Source organism: Thalassolituus pacificus (assembly GCF_025318105.1).
In the GTDB taxonomy this organism is placed as follows: domain Bacteria; phylum Pseudomonadota; class Gammaproteobacteria; order Pseudomonadales; family Oceanobacteraceae; genus Venatoribacter; species Venatoribacter pacificus.
In genome coordinates this window covers 176,788-197,612 of the sequence record NZ_JAOANI010000022.1, presented here as the reverse complement: position 1 = coordinate 197,612, position 20,825 = coordinate 176,788, and the positions used below count along the sequence as shown (strand labels likewise).

Sequence of the window (20,825 nt, the reverse complement as noted above, 5' to 3'; positions counted from 1 at the left end):
AGAGATTATGAGCATTCTGCACAGCCAGCACCGGCTGGACATTCAGACCCCGGAAGGGACGCGCAGCATGGCCTATATGCAGTGGCATAACAGCCTGCACGAACAACAGCCCTTGCTGCTCTGTGTTCATGGCCTGACCCGTAACAGCCGCGACTTCGATTCGCTGGCTGAAAAACTGGCTGAACATTACCGTGTGATCTGCCCGGATGTGTTGGGGCGTGGTGACAGCGACTGGCTGCAACAGCCAGCTTTGTATGGCTATCCGCTGTATATCGCACAGATGCAGCAATTGTTGGCGCATCTGTTTGCCGAGCACGGCGTCAGCGCTTGTGATTGGGTGGGTACCTCAATGGGCGGACTGATCGGCATGATGCTGGCGGCGGCCCCCGGTGACAGCATCGGCAAGCTGGTGCTGAATGATGTCGGCCCGCTTATTCCTTATGAAGCTCTGGCGCGTATTGGTCAGTATGTCGGCAAAGCACCACATTTTGCTCATGTTGGCGAAGCCGAACAGTATTTGCGTCAGGTTGCTCAGGCCTTTGGCCCGCTGACCGATGAACAATGGGCGCATCTGGCCCTGAATGGCACCGAAGCCTGTGATGACGGCTTATGCCTGCGTTACGATCCGGCCATTGCCGATGGCTTTGCCGCAGTAACTGGCGATGTGGATTTATCGGCGGTGTGGACGGCGGTGCATTGTCCGGTGTTGGTTATTCGCGGTGCTGAGTCAGATTTATTATTAGCTGAAACCGCACGCAGCATGCTGCAGCATAACGATACTCAGCTGATTGAATTTCCCGGAATCGGTCATGCACCCATGTTAATGGCGCGCGATCAGATCACCGCCGTGCAGAATTTTCTGACACGTTGATACTTTCCTGTAGCCTGCTTTTTTAAGTACAAAAAAAGCAGCCCGAAGGCTGCTTTCCGTGGTTCAGATGAATCGTCTGCGCAGACCCAGAATGCTCAGGATCAGCAAGCTCAGCCCGCCAAGGCCGCCGCCTGAGGAGGATGAGCTATTGTCGCCGCCGCCATTATCGCCGTCGCCATTATCGCCGTCGCCATTATCGCCGTCGCCATTATCGCCGCCAGTATCCGGTACCTTGTAGGTATAAACATCCGAGTGACCATTATTACCACCGTCAACGCGGGCGAATAGCACGTCGGCTCCGGTCAGGAGCTGCAGGCCCTGCTGCATTCCGAGAAAGAGGTAAGACGTGAAATCAGAGGTTGCCAGCGCCAGCGCGATTGATTCCGCACCTACGCTCAGGTACGCCTGAAAAATAAACTGATCGTTATGCACGCTGACATCATTCAGGTACAGCGCAGCGTCTTCAGGCAGAGCGTCCCAGACACCGGCCGCTAAGGCCGCTGCATCGCTGCTGATCCAGTTCTGACCGGCATCCGGTGATGCCTGTACATTCTGATAGCCCCAGACAACCACTTGCTGACCGTTAACGGCCAGGCCTGCGATATCCTGCGGGTTGCTCCATTCGCCGGCGCTGCGCCAGGTCCAGTTGACGCCATCGCTGCTGAAGCCATAGTGGGCAGCGGTCCATGCCCAGCCTTCTTCGCTACCACTGTCGACTCCGCTGACACCTGCCACATGCACTGTGCCGTCGTCGGTCTGCACTATTTGCCGGGCGCGGAATACCTCACCTGTGGCGAGGCTTGGGGGGGTTACTGATTCCCAGCTGCTGCTGTCGCTGCTCAGCAGAAACAGCCCTTGTTCGCCATAACTGTCCGTACCAATCAGATTGCCGCTGGGCAGAGCATAAAAGATGGTGTTGTAGCTGATGGCATTAGCGAGCTCGGTCCAGCTCTGCAGATCGTCGGAGGTATACATCGCCAGAGTCTCTTCTGAAGCACCGGCCTGAGCGATATAACGCTGATTGAAACGGTCGTAAATAATGCCGCTCAGTGGCTCCGTATCCGGCAGGTTGGTCCAGTCAATCAGATCTTCAGATATGCTGAGACGGCTGACCATGCGGCCTTCGACATTGGTAGTTTCCATCGTGAGCAGTTTGCCGTTGAGATAAGCAATAGCGTTGCCAAATGGCAGAGTGGCGCTGTGTACACCTTGCTGGTCAATGCGCAGTACGGCGTCCTGCTCTGCACCGCTTTCATAGGCAGGCAAATAAATGTAGTAGGCATCACCGCCGGGTAAGGTCTGGGTGTAATCCCCCAGTTTTTGCTGGCTGCCAACCTTCTGCCAGTGCGGAGCTGCATCAGCATCCGACAGCAGCAGGTGGCTGGCGATCTGATCCTGATAGCTGCCTTCCGCTCTGTTGACAACACCAATGCTGGTCAGCACCGTCATGGCTGGCTGTCCGGGAGTCAGGCTGAAAACGGCTTCGCCGGTGTCGTTTTCAGCGTATGTGCGGCTGTCGGAAAAGCACTGCCAGTCATAGCCGATAACCGGACGGTCATTGTTCATGCTGAGTGACAGACTGCTGTCGGCGGCTGGGGTGGTGGTAAATTCTGCGCCCTGAGCCGTGCCGCTGACACTGATACTGACGGTGCCAGCCCAGCTGTTGGGCAGGGCAATACAGCCTGCGGTCTGGGTCTCTCCTGGGCTTTCGGTATTTGCAGAACCCATCGCCCGCACAATGGATACGCGGCCGTCATTATCGTGATTAATTGTCAGGTCGGCGCTGTCAAAGTAGCAGCCGCTTAACAGTGCCGTTGTCGCAGCGGCATACATCCTCAGTTTCATATTCTTCTCCTCGTCCTGCAGCGTAATAAGAGTCAGGCGCGCGATAGGCGCAGGCAATTAATAAAAAAGAGGAGTATTTGACGCTATCCGGCGCAGCTCATCATCCTGCAAAAGATTGAAATTGCAGTGTCGCAGCAGGAATCTGCCTTCAGGTGTGTGGTGCGAATCTGCATTGTCCGCTGACGCATAACGGCTGAGAATAGTCAGGTCTTTATGGAGGATTGTTAGCCCTTACTTCGGCTGAAGTGGCCGTAAAATCTGAAAATTCGGGGCGTTTTTTGCCCTATATCTCCCTTTTTGTTAGGCTGATAAGGCCATTTCTTATATCTGCGCTGATGCTCTGGCAAGCATTTCTTCTTGCGAAGCAGCCCGATATGCACTTGCCTGATCTATAGATCGGCGTCTGAAATCCGAACCTGCGCGTAAGCAAATAAGCAGGTCTGAATAAACCACGGGAGGCTGGCCGCAATGGCTGAAAAAAATGATCCGATGATCCCCGATGGCGATGTGAATCCGATCGACACTGATTATCAGGTCGGTCAGGACAACATCATTGTCAATGTTGGCCCTTTTGGGCTCGATATCCACAACCGCGTGTTCGCGGTGTCGGGATTGGCAGTTATCGCTTTTGTGCTGCTGACACTGCTGTTTCACAATCAGGTCGAACCGATGTTCGGCAGTATGCGTAGCTGGCTGACGACCAACCTGAGCTGGTTCTTCCTCAGTGCCGGTAATATTTTTGTGATTGTTTGTCTTGGCCTGATTGTTTCACCTCTGGGGCGCATTCGTCTGGGCGGTACCGAGGCGACGCCGGATTACAGCTATACCGCCTGGTTCTCCATGCTGTTTGCCGCTGGTATGGGGATTGGCCTGATGTTCTACGGCGTGTCTGAGCCGTTATCGCACTTTGGCAGTTCCTTTGCCGGTATCACCACAGAAAATGGCGTGCGTACCGACTGGGCTCCGCTGGGCGCTGCGGCAGGTGACGCCGAAGCGGCAGCCCGTCTGGGTATGGCCGCAACCATTTATCACTGGGCACTGCATCCCTGGGCTATTTACGCAATTATGGCGCTGGGGCTGGCGTTATTTTCCTTTAATAAAGGTCTGCCGCTGACCATCCGCTCGGTGTTTTATCCGGTGCTGGGGGAGCGCGTCTGGGGCTGGCCGGGGCATATCATTGATATTATCGCCGTGCTGGCTACGTTGTTTGGTCTGGCCACATCACTGGGTCTTGGTGCTTCTCAGGCAGCCTCCGGTCTGCATTATTTATTCGGACTGCCGGAAGGTAATACCACGCAGGTTATGTTGGTGATTGGTATTACTGCCATTGCCATGATGTCAGTGGTTGCTGGCCTGGATGCCGGGGTTAAACGCCTGTCAGAAATCAATATGATACTGGCCATTCTGTTGCTGCTGTTTGTTATTATCGTTGGCCCGACCCTGGCGATTGTGACCGGCTTTTTTGACAATATGCTGGCCTATTTCCAGAACCTGCCGGCACTTTCCAATCCGGTAGGGCGCGAAGATGCAAACTTCACCTCCGGCTGGACAGCCTTTTACTGGGCCTGGTGGATTTCCTGGTCGCCATTTGTCGGTATGTTTATCGCCCGTGTTTCCCGTGGACGTTCGGTGCGTGAATTTATGGTGTCGGTATTGCTGGTGCCATCGGCCGCCTGTGTTTTATGGATGACGGTATTTGGCGGCACCGCAATTGAACAATACGTTCAGGACGGCTACAAAACCGCCGCCGAATCGGCGCTGCCTTTGCAGCTGTTTTCTATGCTGGATGCTCTGCCGCTGGCGCAGATTACCTCCTTTATCGGTATTATTCTGGTGATCGTATTTTTTGTGACGTCATCGGATTCCGGGTCACTGGTTATTGATGTGATTTCGGCCGGTGGCAAGGTCGATGCTCCTACGCCACAGCGTGTGTTCTGGTGTACCTTTGAAGGGCTGGTGGCCATTGCGCTGATTCTTGGCGGCGGGCTGGTGGCTTTGCAGGCGATGGCGGTGTCGAGTGGATTACCCTTCACTATCGTTTTACTGGTCGCAACCTTTTCCATTATTAAAGGGTTGTCTTCTGAGCCTAAACCGGCTTAAAACAGCCTGGGTTACAACAGAACAACAGCACAGAATTATCTGTGCTGTTGTTTTTTACGGAATGGCTATGCAAGCAGAACATATCGAAATTGTTGATTTCCTGCGCCAGCATCAACCCTTTACCGGGTTAAGTGATGAAGTGCTGCAGCAGGTTGCTGCCCAGATCAGCATTGCCTACTTTAAAGCGGGCCAGCAGATTCTGGAATTTGGTGCCGAAATTAATGATTGGTATGTCATACGCAGCGGCGCCGTGGAAGTATTCCGCCGCAACGGCGAACTTTATAACCGTTTAAGTGAAGGCGGCTTTTTTGCCGAGTTCGGTTTACTGCGTAATAAGCGCGTGCGCTTTCCGGTATTCGCTCTGGAAGATACGCTGGTGTATATGATTCCGGAGCCTTTATTTACCGAATTATTTGATAATAACGAAGAATTTGCCGATCAGGTTGAGGTGGAAGACCGCACGCGTTTACGTCAGGCCGTTGCACGGCGCGAAGACGCTAACGAACTGATGACGGCCCGCATTGAAACGCTGGTCAGCCGCGAACCGGTTTTATTACCTGCCGGTGCTACGGCGCGTGAAGCGGCAATCCGCATGACCGAAGAGGGCGTTTCTTCATTATTGGTGGTCACCACCTCCGATGATCAGCCGATGGCGGCGGCACGCCTGGTGGGCATTGTCACCGACCGTGATATCCGCGACCGGCTGGTAACGCCGGGCCTGCCATTCGATACGCCGGTAACCGATATCATGACCGCCGAATTAACCAAGGTAGAGCACAATCAGTTTGTGTTCGAAGCCATTTTATTAATGCTGCGCTATAACGTGCACCACCTGCCGGTCATTAAACAGGGATTACCGCTGGGGGTTGTCGCGCTGGCGGATGTTATCCGTTATGAATCGCAGAACAGCCTGTTTGTGGTACGCAGTATTTTTAATGCACAAACCGTAGAAGAACTGACGGCGCTGGCGAGCGATGTGCGCGCCTGCTTCAGCCGCCTGGTGGCTGAGGATGCCAATTCGCGCATGATCGGTGGCTCAATGGCGGTGATTGGCCGCAGCTTTAAACAACGCCTGCTGGAAATGGCCGAAGAAAAATTTGGCCCGCCACCGGTGCCTTATTGTTTTCTGGCGCTCGGTTCAATGGCGCGGGAAGAACAGTTAATTGTCACCGATCAGGATAACGCCCTGATTCTGGATAACCGTTTTGATCCACAATTACATGATGAATATTTTTTAAATCTGGCCAACTTTGTCTGTGATGCTTTAGACGCGTGTGGCTATACCTATTGCACCGGCAAGGTGATGGCCACCAATCGTCAGTGGCGTCAGCCGTTAAAAGTATGGGAACAATATTTCAGCGAATGGATTGAGCGCCCGTCGCCGGAATTTCTGCTCAACAGCGCCATCTTTTTTGATCTGGAAGGGGTGTGGGGCGAAATGCACTGGCCAGAAATGCTGAATGATCTTATTCGCCGTAAAGCCCGCAGTAATTCCCGTTTTCTGGCCTGCATGGCGCGCGCGGCATTAACGCGTACGCCACCGCTCGGGTTTTTTAAAGGCTTTGTGATGGAAACCGACGGCAAGCATACTAATTCCATTAACATGAAACGGCGCGGCACTGCACCGCTGGCGGATCTGATTCGTGTGCATGCGCTTGCCGTTGGTTCCCGTGCACACAATTCGTTTGAGCGCTTACAGGATATTATCGAAGCGGGTCTTTTACCGCCGGGTAATGGCCCGGATTTGCGTGATGCACTGGAATTAATTGCCATGGTGCGTATTCGTCATCAGGCGCTGGATCTGCAATCGGGAACCGAGCCGGATAATAATATTGAGCCCGATAACCTGTCGGACTTTGAACGTAAAAATCTGAAAGATGCCTTCCAGATTCTCAGCAATGCGCAGAAGTTTCTGAAGTTCCGCTACCAGCCGGGCCGGGCGGTATAAAGAATGTTTTATCTGCCCCGCAGTCAGCTGCAAAATGAATCCAGCCTCAGTGTCGAAGACCTGTCGGCGGTGGATTGGCCCGCCCGCTTTCATGAACTGGCCGCCAGTGCCCGTCATCCGGCCCTGAAGCAGTATTACCAGGCTGGTGTACCGGATGCCGCTACCGCCATTGCCGATGTGCCGATGGTGGCGATGGATTTTGAAACCACCGGTCTTGATCCGCAGCAGGGGGGAATTGTCAGTATTGGTTTGGTGCCGCTGACACTGGCGCGTATTTCCTGCGCCAGCGCCGCCCATTGGATCGTGCGGCCGCGGGCGCGGTTATCGCATGAATCCATCGTGGTGCACGGTATTACCCACAGCGATATCGCCAGTGCGCCGGATCTGAGTAAAGTGCTGGATGAGTTGCTGGCACAGCTCAGTGGCTGCGTGGTGGTGGCTCATCACCGCAGTATTGAACGGCGTTTTCTCAACAATGCACTGCTGACCCGGCTGGGTGAGGGCATCGAATTTCCGGTGATTGATACCATGGCGCTGGAATCCCGTTTCCGTCGCCAGCCCGGTTTTCTGCAGCGTTTACGCGGGCATAAACCGGCCTCGGTGCGCCTGGCAGAAAGCCGTAAACGATATCACCTGCCTTTTTACCGTCCTCATCATGCCCAGACCGATGCGCTGGCCTGTGCCGAACTGTTACAGGCGCAGATTGCGCATCACTTCAGCCCGCAAACTCCACTGGGAGAGCTATGGAGCTGAGCGCGGTATTGACCGCTGAGCGTGGGCAACATGCTTGGCCGTCAGGCTGTAACGCAAAGGTAAACGGATAGCAGTCACCCTGTGCTTACAAATTCAAACGGATTGGTTACGAAATTCTCCCTGAGTCACAGAACGGTTGTTCACAGCTGTTCTAAAATAGGGGCAATAGATGATCAATCAGGATGACAGTGGTGGATGAGACTGAATGCTTTGAGTACGAACTGAGCGACAACGAGATGTTGCACGTCCATATGTGGGCGACGTTAGTCAGCTCCGGGCTGCTGTTTATTGTTGCTTATTTGAGTATGTAATAAAGCTGTTTGTTTTAATCTCTGCTGACTCTGTGTACGGCCCGCGTTTGTGCGGGCTTTTTTGTGTCTGCCGGCTTAGCCGCAGGGCAAAATAATGTCTGCCTGTTGCTTACATCGCTTCGACTTCTTCTGCCAGCGCCGAGCTGCCAATAATCTGAATGGCGCCGTTAAAGGTGTAGCCGATACTGTGTACCGTTTTAATCGGCATTTCATGGCCCTGAGCTTTGCAGCGGCGACGCAGGCGCGACACCATCACATCCAGGCTGCGGGTTTCCGGGGCGTAATCTTTAAAGCCAAGGGCGGCGTACAGTTCTTTGCGGGAGATGGCGGTACCGGGTGAGCTTGCCAGCTTCAGCAATAATTTAAGTTCCGATAAATTCAGGCTCTGAATGGTTTTCTGCGGCAGCACAATTTGCCATTCGGATAAATTCAGCTGCCAGATCTGCTCTGTGGTCGTCTGCTGATTTTCCCTGGCGTTGGTCGCAGGTGCGGCATTGCTGTGGTTGTCCGGTTTTGGCTCTCCCATCTTTGTCTCTGGCAGCTTGCCCGGCTTCTGCTGCGCGGCCATATTGTTAATAATCAGCAGTAATTCACGGCTGTCGACCGGCTTTGGTAAATAATAATCCGCACCACGACTCAGACCTTCCAGGCGGTCTTCCAGTGCGCCGTAGGCGGTCAGCATAATGATTTTTCCACAGCCTTTTTGCTTAAGGCGGCCGGCCGCATCAAAGCCGTTTTCTCCGGGCAGATTCACATCCAGGACGATAACATCCGGGGTAAAGCTTTGCAGGATATAATCCATTGCTTCGGCGGAATCTGCTTGCCGAACGTCCATGCCCTGATTGGCTAAAATCAGGGCAATAGGGGTGCGGAAATCGTCCTCATCATCCACAAGCAATACGCGGATGTCGCTCATTATTCTGTCTCCTTCAGTGGCAGGGTAATGCGGAAACGGGTGTCCGTAGCGCCGATCAGCCTGGCCTGTCCGTTATGTTGTTCGGCAATGGTGCGTACAAAGTACAGCCCTAAGCCAGTGCCTGGTGTGCGTTTATCGGCATTGATGCGGAAGTATTTTTCAAAAATTCTCTCCCGGTATTCAGCGGCGATTGCCGTGCCGTCATCGGCGACATCAATGTCGGCTTTCTGTTTATCTGTCCGCCATGAAAACTCAATACCCGCACGATTACGGGCGTGCTTCAGGGCGTTATTAATAAGATTGGAAAACAGAATAAATAACAGATGATGATCGCCAAAGACCATGGCCGGATGGTCACTACGGCCGATCAGTTTGACATCGTACTCATCGGCCACTTCCTGTAACACATGGGCCAGATTCACCCAGCGGAAGGTTGCGCGGTTATCAGACAACAGGTTTTGTATACGATCGTTGTTCAGGCAGCCATTAACTAAGGTTGTCAGCCGCAGGTTGGCGCGGCCAATACGTTCGACCGCTGCATCAACGTCTGCATTCTGATGATCTGACATCAGGGTAATGGCATCGGTATTGGCGCGGATAATCGCCAGTGGCGTGCGGAATTCATGTGACAGCATGGTGACAAACGCGCGTTGCTCCTGCAGTGCCTGATCGGCGATCTGATGCGCCTCTTGCTCATCGCGGAGCTTTTGTTTGAGCGATTCGCGCAGTCGTTCTGATGTCATAACGATGATGGAAAACGCATAAATAAACGCCAGAATAATGCCCCAGATAAAAATAGCGGAATCGTCACTTTTATCGAAAAAAACCATATTCTCCGGTGGGTTGTTCAGCGTGGTGATGATGCGGATTAAACTGACGACCCCCGCGCTGGCAAACGCAATGGCGACGCCGCGTCGCGCTGGCAGATGTTCCTGTCTGGCACGGTAAAGAGTAATGCTGATCAGAAAGCACAGCACGCCGATTCCCACCGCACTGGCAATCACTCTTAAGCCAAGGTGTTCGGTGTCGGGGAAAAAGAAAAAGATGGGGGACAGCGTTAACATCAGCGCGGCAGGCAGTCGCCACTGTGGCTGCTGTCCGCAAAAAATACGCATGGCCTGATACAGCAGGGCGTAGGACAACATCAGCAGCATATTGGCAGCGAAAATAGACAGCTCATCCGCTATTTGCCCGCGCATTAAAATTAATACCGTTGCCAGCGATTGACTGGCCGCGCCCAGCGTCGCCGGACGTAAACCACGTTCCTCCGGCACTAAACGCCAGAATAAAAACAGAGCAACAGCGCTGGCCAGCGTGGTGATCGCCATAATGGCAACCAGCGTGCGGATATCGAATAGCATGCATGTACCTTTGCCGCAGGCTTGCTGCAATTTCCAGCCCTGCCGGTTAAATTTTTCAACTCGTTACAATTCAGACCAAACGGGCTGTAACGGTCAGATATGCGCATCCTGACGACTATTGCAGCGAACAGCAATAGCCTGATTCATTTGTTGTCAGCGTCATGTCTTACCGCAATAAAGGAAGTAACTTTGCTCAAAATATGGGCTCAGCGTACAGGGTCGGCAGGCTGGCGTAACAGAGCTTGAGACAGTGCAGAAAAATAGCGGCCGAAAGCCAGGTTGATGACGCGGCGTTGTTCATCTTGTGGGTAAAGGCCCAGCTGCGCTTCCGCCGATTCTTTACTGCCTTTTACCAGAAAGGCATTTTTAATAACCGCATCCTGAATAAAGGCTTCAAAAGCGCGGGCGCAGAGTTCCTCCGGCTGGCTGTAATAACAGCTGCCCTGAGCTTTATCCTGCGCAGTGGAGGCGATAAACAGCCGGCTGGGTTTTTTGCCGTCAGGGCTGAGTAAAATGGCTTTGTAGCATTCGCCCAATAAGGCATTGAGCGGGTGTTCTATGGGCGATTCATTCTGCAGCCACAGGGCAGAAGCAAAACTCATGCGCGGCGCATTGCTAAATGCTTTGGCCGCCATGTAGTGGTCAAAGGCATGAAACCATTCATGCGCAATGCTGCCGGGGCCGGCATTTTTTGCCAGCGCAAAACTGCGTTGCAGCGGTGAATAATGTGCGGATACTCCCGGTCGGCCACCGCGGCCATATTGCAATGCCAGTGTGCCGCGCAACGAAATCAGCTCGCGCCGCAGACGCAGTGTTTTAGCGGTAGGTAATAATTGCCCGGCGAGAATCTGGGTTAAATCGCACAACGCATCGTAGAAGCAGGCGGCAGCGTATTCCTGTTCGCTTTGTTTTACCCAGCGGCCAATTTCCACACCGCGAAAATCAAACAACTGGCGAATGGTCAGAAAATCCGGAATCACGCCACCCAGCACGCTGCGATGGTCGGGGCCGGCGCGATAAAAACTGCGCTCGGTTAATGCGGTGGTCGGCTTGCCTGATTTGCGCATCGGATGTTGGCTGCTGTCTTTGGAAACAGCATTATGCCTGCAGAGTTTTCTGCGCTGTAGCGGAAATAAAAAATCCCGCGCAGGCGCGGGATTTTAAGGTCAGAGCCGAGCGGCAGACGCTGTTACCAGCGATCCGGCAACCACTGACCATTGCTGACCGCAAAGTTCACATGCACGTCGCTGCCGGAGGTGATGGCATTACGCAGCAGGCGGGCTTCATGGGCACTGGCCGGGGTTGTATAGCTATAGCCCGGATATTCAGCGGCACATGCAGCGGTACCGTTGGCGGCATTACCCATTGCCTGAGTGATGGCCCACTGGCCACTGTTGTTGCGGCAGGCATAGTTCAGGCTGTTGTCGGCAGCAACGCTCATAAAACGATTACCGTTGGCGTGGAAGCGGGCTACTTTTCCGTTGCTGTAGGCAGAAGCTGCACCTTCCGGCCCGACAGCCCAGAGCTGGTTGTTCAGGCGGTCACCGCTGTTATCCATATCGCCTTCATCAATCATATCCAGACCAAAAGCGTTGATACCGTTTTGCAGGCCGGTTAATGCATCTGCAGCGCTGACGTTATCGTTACAGAAATAGTTAATGCATTCCTGTGAGCGTACATAGCGGCTGCTGTTAAAGTGATTTTCGTAGACGTTCAGGCCACTGACGCCTTTGTTTTGCTCAAAGTTAACAGCAACACTTTTGGCAATATCACAGCCGGTGCTGCCATCATCTTTATAAATAAAGACCCGTTTTCCCTGTTGGCGGATTTGCTCGAAGGTCAGGTCGTAGGGCAGGGTCTGACAACTGCCAGCGGTGTAGACAATGTCGCCCAGCCATTCGACATCGCGTTGCAGCTGTTGATAGCCACTGCTGTCACCGTTGATATCGTCCTGCAGGTAGAAGAACACCACGTCATTGGCGTCGGCCCCTTTCAGCCAGCTGTCCACTTCACCCAGCATGCGGCGCAGCGTGGTGGTAAAGGTGGTGCCGCAATCAACCGAGTGACAGACCTTGGTGTAGCTGCCACCTTTACTGACATCCAGTTCAAAGAAACGCACACCCAGCTGCAGTTGCTCGATTAATGCACGACGATGGTTCGGGCCGGGAATCAGCTGACCGCCAAAATACGCGGTGCTGTTAAACGCATTGTGTGAAGCCAGGGCATTGGTTTCGCGGATAGGGCTGCGGTAACCGGCGGCTTCGGTAATATCGATCGCGGCTTCCTGCGCGGTAGGCACGCGTGACGTCACGCGGAAAGAATCAATATTATCTTCAGTCCAGCTCGCCGGGCGCTCTTCCAGATTGGACGTGCTGCGCGTCAGGATGCGGTTTTCTTTGCTGTAGTTAAAGCCGGGGTAATTAAAAATCTCGACATTGGCTTTACCGGCAACCAGCAGCGAAGAGGCTTTGTTACGGCCCAGTAATACATTATTCAGATCGGATTCACCTTCACCGGCCTGCAAGCAGTGTGGTGTGCCGCGAAAGCCCGGATGCTCGAATAAACAGGCAAAATCATTGCTGTTGCGGTTACGCACTTTAAATGAGCTGATGCCGTCGTTCATATTGCCCATTTTGTAGGTGTTGGCCATCACCCGGCTGTGTTTACCGCCGAAACTACCGTGCTCAAAAATCTCGATATAGCTGTTGCCGTACAGTTTAATGGACGACACCTTGTCGTTGCGGGAAGAGCCGATCCAGCTGTTATCACCAACGCCATAACACCATTCGGCGCCCTGATATTCTGCATGTTCATACAGACAGACTTTGTCTTCGGCCTGGGCTGCCAGCGCGGTGCCCGACAGCAATAATGCGGCGGTCAGCGCGCGCACAGAAGGTTTTTTCATACCGACCTCACAGAGAGAGTGGAGAGTTATTTTTGTTGTTCTCCGGTGGCGGCGTGAGATCACTCAACGGAGATAAGCTTCCATGCCGGAACTATCTTAGACCTGTGGTTGTTAAGGAGGTATGACAATATGAGACGATGGTCTTGTTTTTTTGGGGAAGTTTAAACTGATGAAATTATCAGAAGAAGCCAGCCGCAGAGAGCGGCTGGCCAGGCGTTCGCGTCAGCGGTTCAGCACTCTGCTCAGAGCAGTTTCATGGCGTCAATAAACGGTGGGTTTTTTTCGCGCAAAGCATCCAGTACCGGCTTGTGAAAGCGCTTTTTATGCTCGGCAAAAATAGTGCGTTTTTTATTAAAGGTACGGGCAAAGGTCAGTGCGCCTTCCAGTACTGCGTCTTTACCTTCAAAAATAGCGGTAAGGAAATGATCGGCGAGCAATTCCGCCGCACCGACCCGGCGGCCGGTCAGCAACATGTCGTTGTAGCGATACGCCGGCAGACTTTTCAGTACCACATCAATTAAACCCGGTACAAAGGGAATGCTCATATCCACTTCCGGGAAGCAGAAGTAACCACGGTCACTGCGCATCACGCGGAAATCACAGGCACAGGCAATCACACAGCCATTGCCAAAAGTATGGCCGTTAATGGCGGCAATCGCCGGTACCGGCAGTTGCATCAGTCGCGCATGACAGCGATCCATGGTGTGCATAAATTCTTTTACATCATCATGCTGGCCCCCCTGAATTGAGCCCATCAGCCAGGGCACATCCAGACCCTGACTCCAGCTTTTTTCATCGGATGAGGTAATTACCAGCGCTTTAAAATCGATATTATCTTCCACCGTCTGCAGGTGTTGCTCAAACTCCCGGGCAAACTGCAGATTGTGAGTATTGGCGCCGTTATCGAAGGAGATAATGGCAACCTTACCGCTGCCATCGCTGCGTAAACTGATCAGACTCATTGCTAATTCCTGCTTTATTCTTCAGTTAGGGCCTATCGACACTAATTAAACAGGCCTGTTATCGGCTAAAAACTCCTCAGACAAGGCGCTGAGAGTGTGGGATGTTCAGCACATCCCTGTGCTTCACCCCTTCGGGGTTGGCACGCCAATCTGTTCCAGACAGATTGGTAACGGGTTAAGCGAACGAACAGCAACGCAGGATGAGGGATTTTTAGCCATAACCCTCCGGGCTGAGGCCAGTTTTTCCCATCAACTTCGTCGTTCGTCATTCATTTAGCCCGCTAATATCACTCCTCTCTCCTTGTTCTGAAAAAAACTGGCTCTCAGCAGGCCGGATTTACTTAGTGTCGACAGGCCCTAAGCCGCCCAGCGGTGGCTGATCGCCATAAACATAAGTATCGGCTGGCTGCACAAATAAGTCCGGCATTAAATCGGTTTTATCGCTGTCCGGGTTGGCACGGTACTGATCGAAATTGGTTTCGCCACGGCTGCGCAGAAAATCTTCATCAATCAGCAACTGGCCGGTGATTTCACGTGCGCTGGTTTGCAGCAGCGTGTGAGCGGCGTCGGCCATAATCAGCGGATTACGTGCGCGGTCAAAAGACTGCTTACCGCCAAACGAGGTTGCCGCGGTGTGAATAACGGTACGTGGCCATAATGCATTAACGCTGATGCCATAGCGTTTGAATTCGTCCGACATGCCCAGCGTCAGCATCGACATGCCGTATTTGGTCAGGGTGTAAGGCGAATGGTTACGCAGCCAGCGGCGATCCATATCCAGCGGCGGACACAGACTTAAAATATGCGGATTGTCGGATTTTTTCAGATGCGGCAACGCTTTCTGGCTGAGCAGAAACACGGCACGGAAATTTACCTGCATCATCAGATCGAGTTTTTTCAGCGGCGTGCTTTCCACACCGGCCAGCGCGATGGCACCGGCATTATTGATGATGGCATCGATGCCGCCAAAACGCTCAACGGTTTTTGCAATCAGATTATCGACGTCTTCTTCGCTGCGCACATCCACTTTAATCGCCAGCGCCTGACCGCCGGCTTCTTCCACTTCGCGGGCAACGGAATGAATGGTGCCTTCGAGTTTCGGATTCGGCTCGTCGGACTTGGCGGCAATCACAATATTGGCGCCGTCACGGGCACAGGCCAGTGCAATTTCGCGCCCGATGCCACGGCTGGCACCGGTAATAATAATGGTTTTATTGTTGAGGCTGGCCATGCTCAGCTCCTGATTTTATTAATATGTAAGAATTATTCGGCGCTTTCATCTGCCTGTAACTGGATCAGCAACTGGCGGCCTTTTACCTGATCTCCGGCCTGCACCAGAATGTCCTGCACCACGCCATCCACACCGGCTTTTAACGGATGTTCCATTTTCATGGCTTCCAGTACCGCCAGCGTCTGGCCTTTCGTTACGCGCTCGCCGGCTTCAGCCAGTACGGTAACAATGGCACCGTCCATCGCCGCGCGCACCTGATCGGAACCGGCGCTCTGGGCGCGGCTGCTGACCAGCGTGACATCGCTGAAGCACAGGTTACCACGCGGCGTGTCCAGCCAGAGCTGGCCGTTGTCTTCCGCCCAGGCGATGCTTTGCTGCACATTATCAATTTCATAACGCAGCAGGTCTGAGGTTTTTTCCAGCAGGCGCAGGGCGCACTCTTCGCCGTTATGGTTAACCACTAATGACTGGCCGTCACGGCGGATGCTGAGGGCGAATACGGTGTCACCCTGTTTTAATTTTAGCGGCCGTGCCGCGCTGTGACTGCTGGTAAAACCCTGAGGCGCAGCGATTAATGCCGCCGCCAGTGCCAGATCATTAAGCTCGGGTTGCAGCGGCTGCATACTGGCGTGGTCGCTTAGATGCTCGCTGATAAAGGCGGTGGTTGCCTCGCCGTTAATAAACGCCGGGTGCGATAATATGGCCGTTAAAAAAGCGCGGTTATCGGCAATGCCGAGCAGGTGCGATTCACGCAGGGTGCGTAATAAACGCCGCCGTGCTTCTTCGCGGTTGCGGCCAAAGGCAATCAGCTTGGCCAGCATCGGGTCATAATGCGGGGTAACCGTTTGACCCTGCTGAATGCCCGAGTCGATGCGGATACCATCGTTAATGCTGTGCTGATCGGCGGTTTGCCAGAGTAATAATTTTCCGGTTTGCGGAGTGAAATTATTAGCCGGATCTTCGGCGTATAAACGCACTTCAATGGCGTGGCCCTGCAGGGTAATATCCTGTTGCGTGAAGCCCAGCGCCTCACCCTGTGCAACCTGTAATTGCAACGCAACCAGATCCAGTCCGGTAACCAGTTCAGTCACCGGATGCTCGACCTGCAGACGGGTATTCATTTCCAGAAAATAAAAATTCTGCTCAGCATCGACCAGAAATTCCACCGTACCGGCACCGTAGTAACCGCAGCTTTTTGCCGCAGCGACAGCGGCTTCGCCCATCGCACGGCGCAGGTTGTCATTCACAAACGGCGATGGCGCTTCTTCCACTACTTTCTGATGGCGGCGCTGTACCGAACAGTCGCGCTCGCCCAGATACACCACATTGCCGTGCTGATCGCCGAATACCTGAATTTCGATATGGCGTGGTTGCAGCACCGCTTTTTCGATAATTAATTCGCCACTGCCAAAGGCATTCTGTGCTTCGGAGCGGGCCGAACGGATATGTTCATTTAAGGTCGCAGCATCATTCACCAGACGCATACCGCGGCCACCACCACCGGCAGAGGCTTTCAGCATTACCGGTAAACCAATCGCTAATGCTGCGCTGTGCAGGGCTTCGTCACTCTGATCTGCCCCTTCGTAACCGGGGATGCAGGGCACACCGGCTTCGATCATGGCGATTTTTGATAAACGCTTGCTGCCCATTAATTCAATGGCGCTGGCGGACGGGCCGATAAAAATAATACCGGCCTGCTCGCAACTGCGGGCAAAGGTGGCATTTTCAGATAAAAAACCGTAACCCGGATGAATGGCATCGGCACCAGTCTGCTGTGCTGCAGCAATAATCCGTGCGGCATTTAAATAGCTGTCGCCAACGGCGGCGGCACCAATGCACACCGCCTGATCGGCCAGTTGTACATGAGGTGCGTTGCGGTCGGCTTCTGAGTAAACGGCAACGGTTTCGTAACCGGCAGCCTTGGCGCTGCGTAATACGCGTACAGCAATTTCGCCACGGTTAGCGACCAGAATTTTATTCATGCCTTTTCCTCCTGCACAGCGGCCTGAGCCCAGGCGGCCGGACGCTTCTGCATAAAGGCCATTGCGCCTTCCCGTCCTTCGCCCATGACGGCGGCGGCAAAATCCTGTGCGGCCTGATCCAGTAATTGCGCCAGCGGTTGTTCGGCGTCGGCAACAGAATGCAGCAGCGCTTTGGTTTTGGCAGAGGCGGCCGGTGCGCATTTTAGCGCCTGCTGAATGGCGTTATTTACTTCAGCTTCAAGGCTGTCATTGTCGGCACACAGCTGATGCACAATGCCTAAACGCAGAGCTTCTTCAGCATGTATACGGTTGCCGAATAACGCCAGACGGCGTGCCTGGGTCAGACCAATACGCTGCACCACAAAAGGCGCAATCTGCGCCGGTAAAATACCCAGCGAGGTTTCCGGCAAGGCAAAGCGGGCAGTGCTGCTGGCGATGGCCAGATCGCTGACGCATGTCAGACCAAAACCACCGCCCATCACCGCGCCTTTTAACGCGCAGATAACCACCGCCGGTAAGCGGTTGGCGGTTTCAATCATATGACCAAAGGCGCGATTAAATTCGGCCAGACGGGCGCTGTCGCCACCGGCCGCCTGCATATCTTTAATATCGCCACCGGCACAGAAATGATCGCCATTACCTTCAATCACCAGTACACGGCAGTCGGCCTGTTGGGCGCTGTTCATCAGCGCCAGCAGTTCTTCCACCATGGTCAGGCTCATGGCGTTGGCGAGCTGCGGACGGTTAAGGCGTACACGCCAGACGGCGGGCTGCTGCTCGAGTTGCAGGGTTGTAAATTCCATACCGCCTCCGCTCAGGATTTTTTACGCTTAGGCAAAATATCCATATATTTACAGATAATGCCGAGCATAATTTCGTCAGCGCCACCGCCAATAGAACCAAGGCGGTTGTCGCGGTAAAAGCGTGCAATCTGGTTATCCCACATAAAGCCCATTCCGCCCCAGTACTGCAGGCAGCTGTCGGAAACTTCGCGGGTCAGACGGCCGGATTTTAATTTCGCCATCGACGCCAGACGGGTCATATCTTCGCCGTTCAGATAGCCTTCACAGGCCTGATACACCATGGCGCGCAGTGCTTCGACTTCGGTCTGCAGTTCGGCCATGCGGAAGTGGATTACCTGATTATGAATTAATGGCTGACCAAAGGTTTCACGCTCACGGCAGTAATCAATGGTTTGGTTAATGCAGGTTTCCATGCCAACCAGCGACATGGCGGCGGCGTACATACGTTCTTCCTGAAACTGCACCATCTGCATCATAAAACCCGCGCCTTCGGTGCCGATACGGTTGCGCTGTGGCACACGTACGTTGTCGAAGAAAATCTGCGCGGTATCGGATGAGCGCATACCGAGTTTATTCAGACGCGGTGACAGGGTAATGCCCGGAGAATTCATCGGCACCACAATCAGGGATTTATTCGAGTGTGGCTTGTCATCAGAGGTATTGGCCAGCAGGCAGATAAAATCGGCCTGGGTGGAGTTGGTGATCCACATTTTGGTGCCGTTAATAATGTAATCGTCACCGTCTTTTTTCGCCGTTGTTTTTACCGCGGCAACGTCGGAGCCGGCACCGGGTTCACTGACACCGATACTGGCGACCATATCACCGGCAATCGCGGGTGCGAGGAAGTTTTCTTTTAAGTAATCGCTGCCGAAACGGGCTATGGCCGGCGTTGCCATACAGCTCTGCACGCCGATGGCCATGGGCACACCACCACAAAAAATACCGCCCATTTCTTCTGCTGCGGCCATTTCATAAGAAAAATCCAGACCTAAACCACCGGCACTTTCTGGCTTGCTGATACCCAGCAGGCCAAGATTCCCCATTTTTTTGAACAGCTCATGGGCAGGAAAAATACCTTCTTTTTCCCACTCGTCGACATGCGGGTTAATCTCGTTATCGACGAAGTTTTTAACGGTACGTTTAAGTTCTTTATGTTCCTGGGTCAGACGCATGAGAAAATTCCTTAAAAATTATTAGATGTATTTAAACCGGCTGTTGTCAGAAGCGGGCAACGCCAAAGGTGTTAGGTCGTAACGGCCGCTGCTGCGCCTCGTGGCAGATGCTTAACAGATGCATCAGCAGAGTACGGGTATCGCGCGGGTCAATCAGGCCGTCATCCCACAGGCGGGCAGTACCAAACAAAGCGGTTGAACCCATTTCCAGTTTGGCGGCGGTCATCTGCTCTAACTGCGTGAGCATTTTTTCATCGGGCTCTACGCCCATCTTGCGTTGTTTTTCTTCGGTAACAATACGCAAAACCTTACCGGCCTGAGCACCACCCATAACGGCGGTTTTGCTGTTTGGCCAGGCGAAAATAAAACGCGGATCAAGACCACGGCCACACATCGCATAATTACCGGCGCCATAAGAACCGCCGACCACAATCGACAGCTTAGGTACAGTAGCGTTGGCGACCGCCTGCAGCATTTTTGAACCGTGTTTGATAATGCCGTTGCGTTCGGATTCAGTACCGACCATAAAACCGGTGGTGTTGTGCAGGAACAGCAGGGCGATATTGTTCTGTTCGCACAGCTGAATAAACTGTGCCGCTTTGTTTGCACCTTTGGCGGTGATCGGCCCGTTATTGCCGATAATGCCGCAGGAGAAGCCACCAATGCGGGAAAAACCACACACGGTTTGCTGGTCAAATTCGTTTTTAAAATCCTGAAACTCTGAACCGTCGGCGATACGCGCAATAATTTCGCGCACGTCGTAAGGCTGCTTGGCTTCGGCCGGAACCACACCGAGTAATTCGTCGGCACTGTACAGTGGCTCGTTAAATTCGGCGGCTGGCTGATAGGGCAGCTGGGCATTCCACGGCAGGGCAGCCATCACATCGCGGGCAATACGGATACCATCGGCATCGTCTTCGGCCAGATACTCGGCGGTTCCGGCATCGCAGGCGTGCAGTTCGGCACCACCTAATTCTTCGTCGGTGGCAATTTCACCGGTGGCGGCTTTTAACAGCGGCGGCCCGGCGAGAAACATTTTCGCTTTACCGCGTACAGCAATCACCACATCGGATAAACCGGGCTGATAGGCGCCACCGGCGGTAGCGTTACCATGCACCACCGTTACCTGAGGAATACCGGCCGCACTCATGCGTGCCTGATTGGCAAAGGCTTTGGCACCTGGAATAAATACATCGGTGGCGTAATTGAGGTTGGCGCCACCGCTTTCCGCCAGAGTCACTACCGGCAGTTTATTGTCGCGGGCAATTTCCTGAATGCGCAGGATTTTATCCAGACCGCCGGGAGAAATGGTGCCGCCTTTAATTGCACTGTTATTCAGCACGATTAAACAACGGATACCGGCAACCCGGCCGATACCGGCAATAATGCCACCACCGGCACCGCTGCCGTCTTTATCGTCGTGCATTTTATGGCCAACCAGTGAGCCCAGTTCGATAAATTCGGAACCGGCATCCAGCAGCAGACTTAAACGTTCGCGTGGCAGTAATTTGCCACGTTTATGAAATTTTTCCTGCGCTTCCTGTTCTTTGGCGCGCACTTTTTCTTCGACCGCACGGAATTCTTCCAGCGCTGCCAGCATAGCCTGCCGGTTATTGCGGAACTGTTCGCTGTTGCTGTCGAGTTCTGAGGTGAGAATGGTCATGA

15 protein-coding genes are annotated in these 20,825 nt (G+C 53.5%); 4 read left to right on the top strand and 11 right to left on the bottom strand.

Annotation, left to right across the window (positions count from 1 at the left end):
• Positions 1–7: 7 nt before the first annotated feature.
• On the top strand, positions 8–871 hold the full coding sequence (locus NYR02_RS14510) for an alpha/beta fold hydrolase (RefSeq protein WP_260977070.1): 864 nt from the start codon (positions 8–10) through the stop codon (positions 869–871).
• Positions 872–934: 63 nt separating this feature from the next.
• On the opposite strand, the gene NYR02_RS14505 is transcribed toward NYR02_RS14510, so the two are convergent.
• A complete protein-coding gene (locus tag NYR02_RS14505) occupies positions 935–2,716 on the bottom strand; it encodes a hypothetical protein (protein WP_260977069.1) in 1,782 nt (593 codons plus the stop codon).
• 468 nt (positions 2,717–3,184) lie between these two features.
• Between NYR02_RS14505 and NYR02_RS14500 the strand changes: the two genes are divergently transcribed.
• The 3 genes from NYR02_RS14500 (at position 3,185) to NYR02_RS14490 (ending at position 7,517) form a co-directional block, all read left to right on the top strand.
• Positions 3,185–4,816 carry a BCCT family transporter gene (locus NYR02_RS14500; RefSeq protein WP_260977068.1) on the top strand — a complete coding sequence of 544 codons (1,632 nt, stop codon included), beginning with the start codon at positions 3,185–3,187 and terminating at the stop codon, positions 4,814–4,816.
• A gap of 67 nt (positions 4,817–4,883) precedes the next feature.
• Positions 4,884–6,764, top strand: a complete 1,881-nt coding sequence (locus tag NYR02_RS14495) for a DUF294 nucleotidyltransferase-like domain-containing protein (RefSeq protein ID WP_260977067.1) — start codon at positions 4,884–4,886, stop codon at positions 6,762–6,764.
• A gap of 3 nt (positions 6,765–6,767) precedes the next feature.
• Complete coding sequence (locus NYR02_RS14490) at positions 6,768–7,517, top strand: 3'-5' exonuclease (RefSeq protein ID WP_260977066.1); 750 nt, start codon at positions 6,768–6,770, stop codon at positions 7,515–7,517.
• 420 nt (positions 7,518–7,937) lie between these two features.
• Here NYR02_RS14490 and NYR02_RS14485 read toward each other — a convergent pair whose 3' ends face one another.
• The 10 genes from NYR02_RS14485 to NYR02_RS14440 all read right to left on the bottom strand — a co-directional run bounded on the left by NYR02_RS14485 (position 7,938) and on the right by NYR02_RS14440 (position 20,823).
• Entirely contained in the window at positions 7,938–8,744 is an 807-nt protein-coding gene (locus NYR02_RS14485; protein ID WP_260977065.1) for a response regulator transcription factor, read from the bottom strand.
• On the bottom strand, positions 8,744–10,105 hold the full coding sequence (locus tag NYR02_RS14480) for a sensor histidine kinase (RefSeq protein ID WP_260977064.1): 1,362 nt from the start codon (positions 10,103–10,105) through the stop codon (positions 8,744–8,746). The genes NYR02_RS14485 and NYR02_RS14480 overlap by 1 nt, the downstream gene beginning before the upstream one ends.
• 206 nt (positions 10,106–10,311) lie before the next feature.
• Positions 10,312–11,172 (bottom strand): CLCA_X family protein, encoded by an 861-nt coding sequence (locus tag NYR02_RS14475; RefSeq protein ID WP_260977063.1) that lies wholly within the window; start codon positions 11,170–11,172, stop codon positions 10,312–10,314.
• 122 nt (positions 11,173–11,294) lie between these two features.
• Positions 11,295–13,010: a peptidase inhibitor family I36 protein gene (locus NYR02_RS14470; protein WP_260977062.1), complete on the bottom strand. Its 1,716-nt coding sequence runs from the start codon at positions 13,008–13,010 to the stop codon at positions 11,295–11,297.
• A gap of 242 nt (positions 13,011–13,252) precedes the next feature.
• The gene (locus NYR02_RS14465; protein ID WP_260977061.1) at positions 13,253–13,972 is read right to left on the bottom strand and encodes an enoyl-CoA hydratase/isomerase family protein; all 720 of its coding nucleotides are present in this window, start codon (positions 13,970–13,972) and stop codon (positions 13,253–13,255) included.
• A gap of 337 nt (positions 13,973–14,309) precedes the next feature.
• Positions 14,310–15,203 carry an SDR family oxidoreductase gene (locus NYR02_RS14460; protein WP_260977060.1) on the bottom strand — a complete coding sequence of 298 codons (894 nt, stop codon included), beginning with the start codon at positions 15,201–15,203 and terminating at the stop codon, positions 14,310–14,312.
• Between the two features lie 32 nt (positions 15,204–15,235).
• The gene (locus NYR02_RS14455; protein ID WP_260977059.1) at positions 15,236–17,185 is read right to left on the bottom strand and encodes an acetyl/propionyl/methylcrotonyl-CoA carboxylase subunit alpha; all 1,950 of its coding nucleotides are present in this window, start codon (positions 17,183–17,185) and stop codon (positions 15,236–15,238) included.
• Positions 17,182–17,988, bottom strand: a complete 807-nt coding sequence (locus tag NYR02_RS14450) for an enoyl-CoA hydratase/isomerase family protein (RefSeq protein ID WP_260977058.1) — start codon at positions 17,986–17,988, stop codon at positions 17,182–17,184. Before NYR02_RS14450 ends, NYR02_RS14455 begins: the two co-directional genes overlap by 4 nt.
• A gap of 11 nt (positions 17,989–17,999) precedes the next feature.
• Entirely contained in the window at positions 18,000–19,160 is a 1,161-nt protein-coding gene (locus tag NYR02_RS14445; RefSeq protein WP_260977057.1) for an acyl-CoA dehydrogenase family protein, read from the bottom strand.
• A 46-nt stretch (positions 19,161–19,206) separates the two neighbouring features.
• The gene (locus tag NYR02_RS14440) at positions 19,207–20,823 is read right to left on the bottom strand and encodes an acyl-CoA carboxylase subunit beta (protein ID WP_260977056.1); all 1,617 of its coding nucleotides are present in this window, start codon (positions 20,821–20,823) and stop codon (positions 19,207–19,209) included.
• Positions 20,824–20,825: the final 2 nt, after the last annotated feature.

What these genes read in the sequence shown, in the direction of transcription:
- NYR02_RS14510 (WP_260977070.1), top strand. Translation starts at nt 8, where the DNA reads ATGAGCATTCTGCACAGCCAGCACCGGCTGGACATTCAGACCCCGGAA.
- NYR02_RS14505 (WP_260977069.1), bottom strand. Translation starts at nt 2,716, where the DNA reads ATGAAACTGAGGATGTATGCCGCTGCGACAACGGCACTGTTAAGCGGC.
- NYR02_RS14500 (WP_260977068.1), top strand. Translation starts at nt 3,185, where the DNA reads ATGGCTGAAAAAAATGATCCGATGATCCCCGATGGCGATGTGAATCCG.
- NYR02_RS14495 (WP_260977067.1), top strand. Translation starts at nt 4,884, where the DNA reads ATGCAAGCAGAACATATCGAAATTGTTGATTTCCTGCGCCAGCATCAA.
- NYR02_RS14490 (WP_260977066.1), top strand. Translation starts at nt 6,768, where the DNA reads ATGTTTTATCTGCCCCGCAGTCAGCTGCAAAATGAATCCAGCCTCAGT.
- NYR02_RS14485 (WP_260977065.1), bottom strand. Translation starts at nt 8,744, where the DNA reads ATGAGCGACATCCGCGTATTGCTTGTGGATGATGAGGACGATTTCCGC.
- NYR02_RS14480 (WP_260977064.1), bottom strand. Translation starts at nt 10,105, where the DNA reads ATGCTATTCGATATCCGCACGCTGGTTGCCATTATGGCGATCACCACG.
- NYR02_RS14475 (WP_260977063.1), bottom strand. Translation starts at nt 11,172, where the DNA reads ATGCGCAAATCAGGCAAGCCGACCACCGCATTAACCGAGCGCAGTTTT.
- NYR02_RS14470 (WP_260977062.1), bottom strand. Translation starts at nt 13,010, where the DNA reads ATGAAAAAACCTTCTGTGCGCGCGCTGACCGCCGCATTATTGCTGTCG.
- NYR02_RS14465 (WP_260977061.1), bottom strand. Translation starts at nt 13,972, where the DNA reads ATGAGTCTGATCAGTTTACGCAGCGATGGCAGCGGTAAGGTTGCCATT.
- NYR02_RS14460 (WP_260977060.1), bottom strand. Translation starts at nt 15,203, where the DNA reads ATGGCCAGCCTCAACAATAAAACCATTATTATTACCGGTGCCAGCCGT.
- NYR02_RS14455 (WP_260977059.1), bottom strand. Translation starts at nt 17,185, where the DNA reads ATGAATAAAATTCTGGTCGCTAACCGTGGCGAAATTGCTGTACGCGTA.
- NYR02_RS14450 (WP_260977058.1), bottom strand. Translation starts at nt 17,988, where the DNA reads ATGGAATTTACAACCCTGCAACTCGAGCAGCAGCCCGCCGTCTGGCGT.
- NYR02_RS14445 (WP_260977057.1), bottom strand. Translation starts at nt 19,160, where the DNA reads ATGCGTCTGACCCAGGAACATAAAGAACTTAAACGTACCGTTAAAAAC.
- NYR02_RS14440 (WP_260977056.1), bottom strand. Translation starts at nt 20,823, where the DNA reads ATGACCATTCTCACCTCAGAACTCGACAGCAACAGCGAACAGTTCCGC.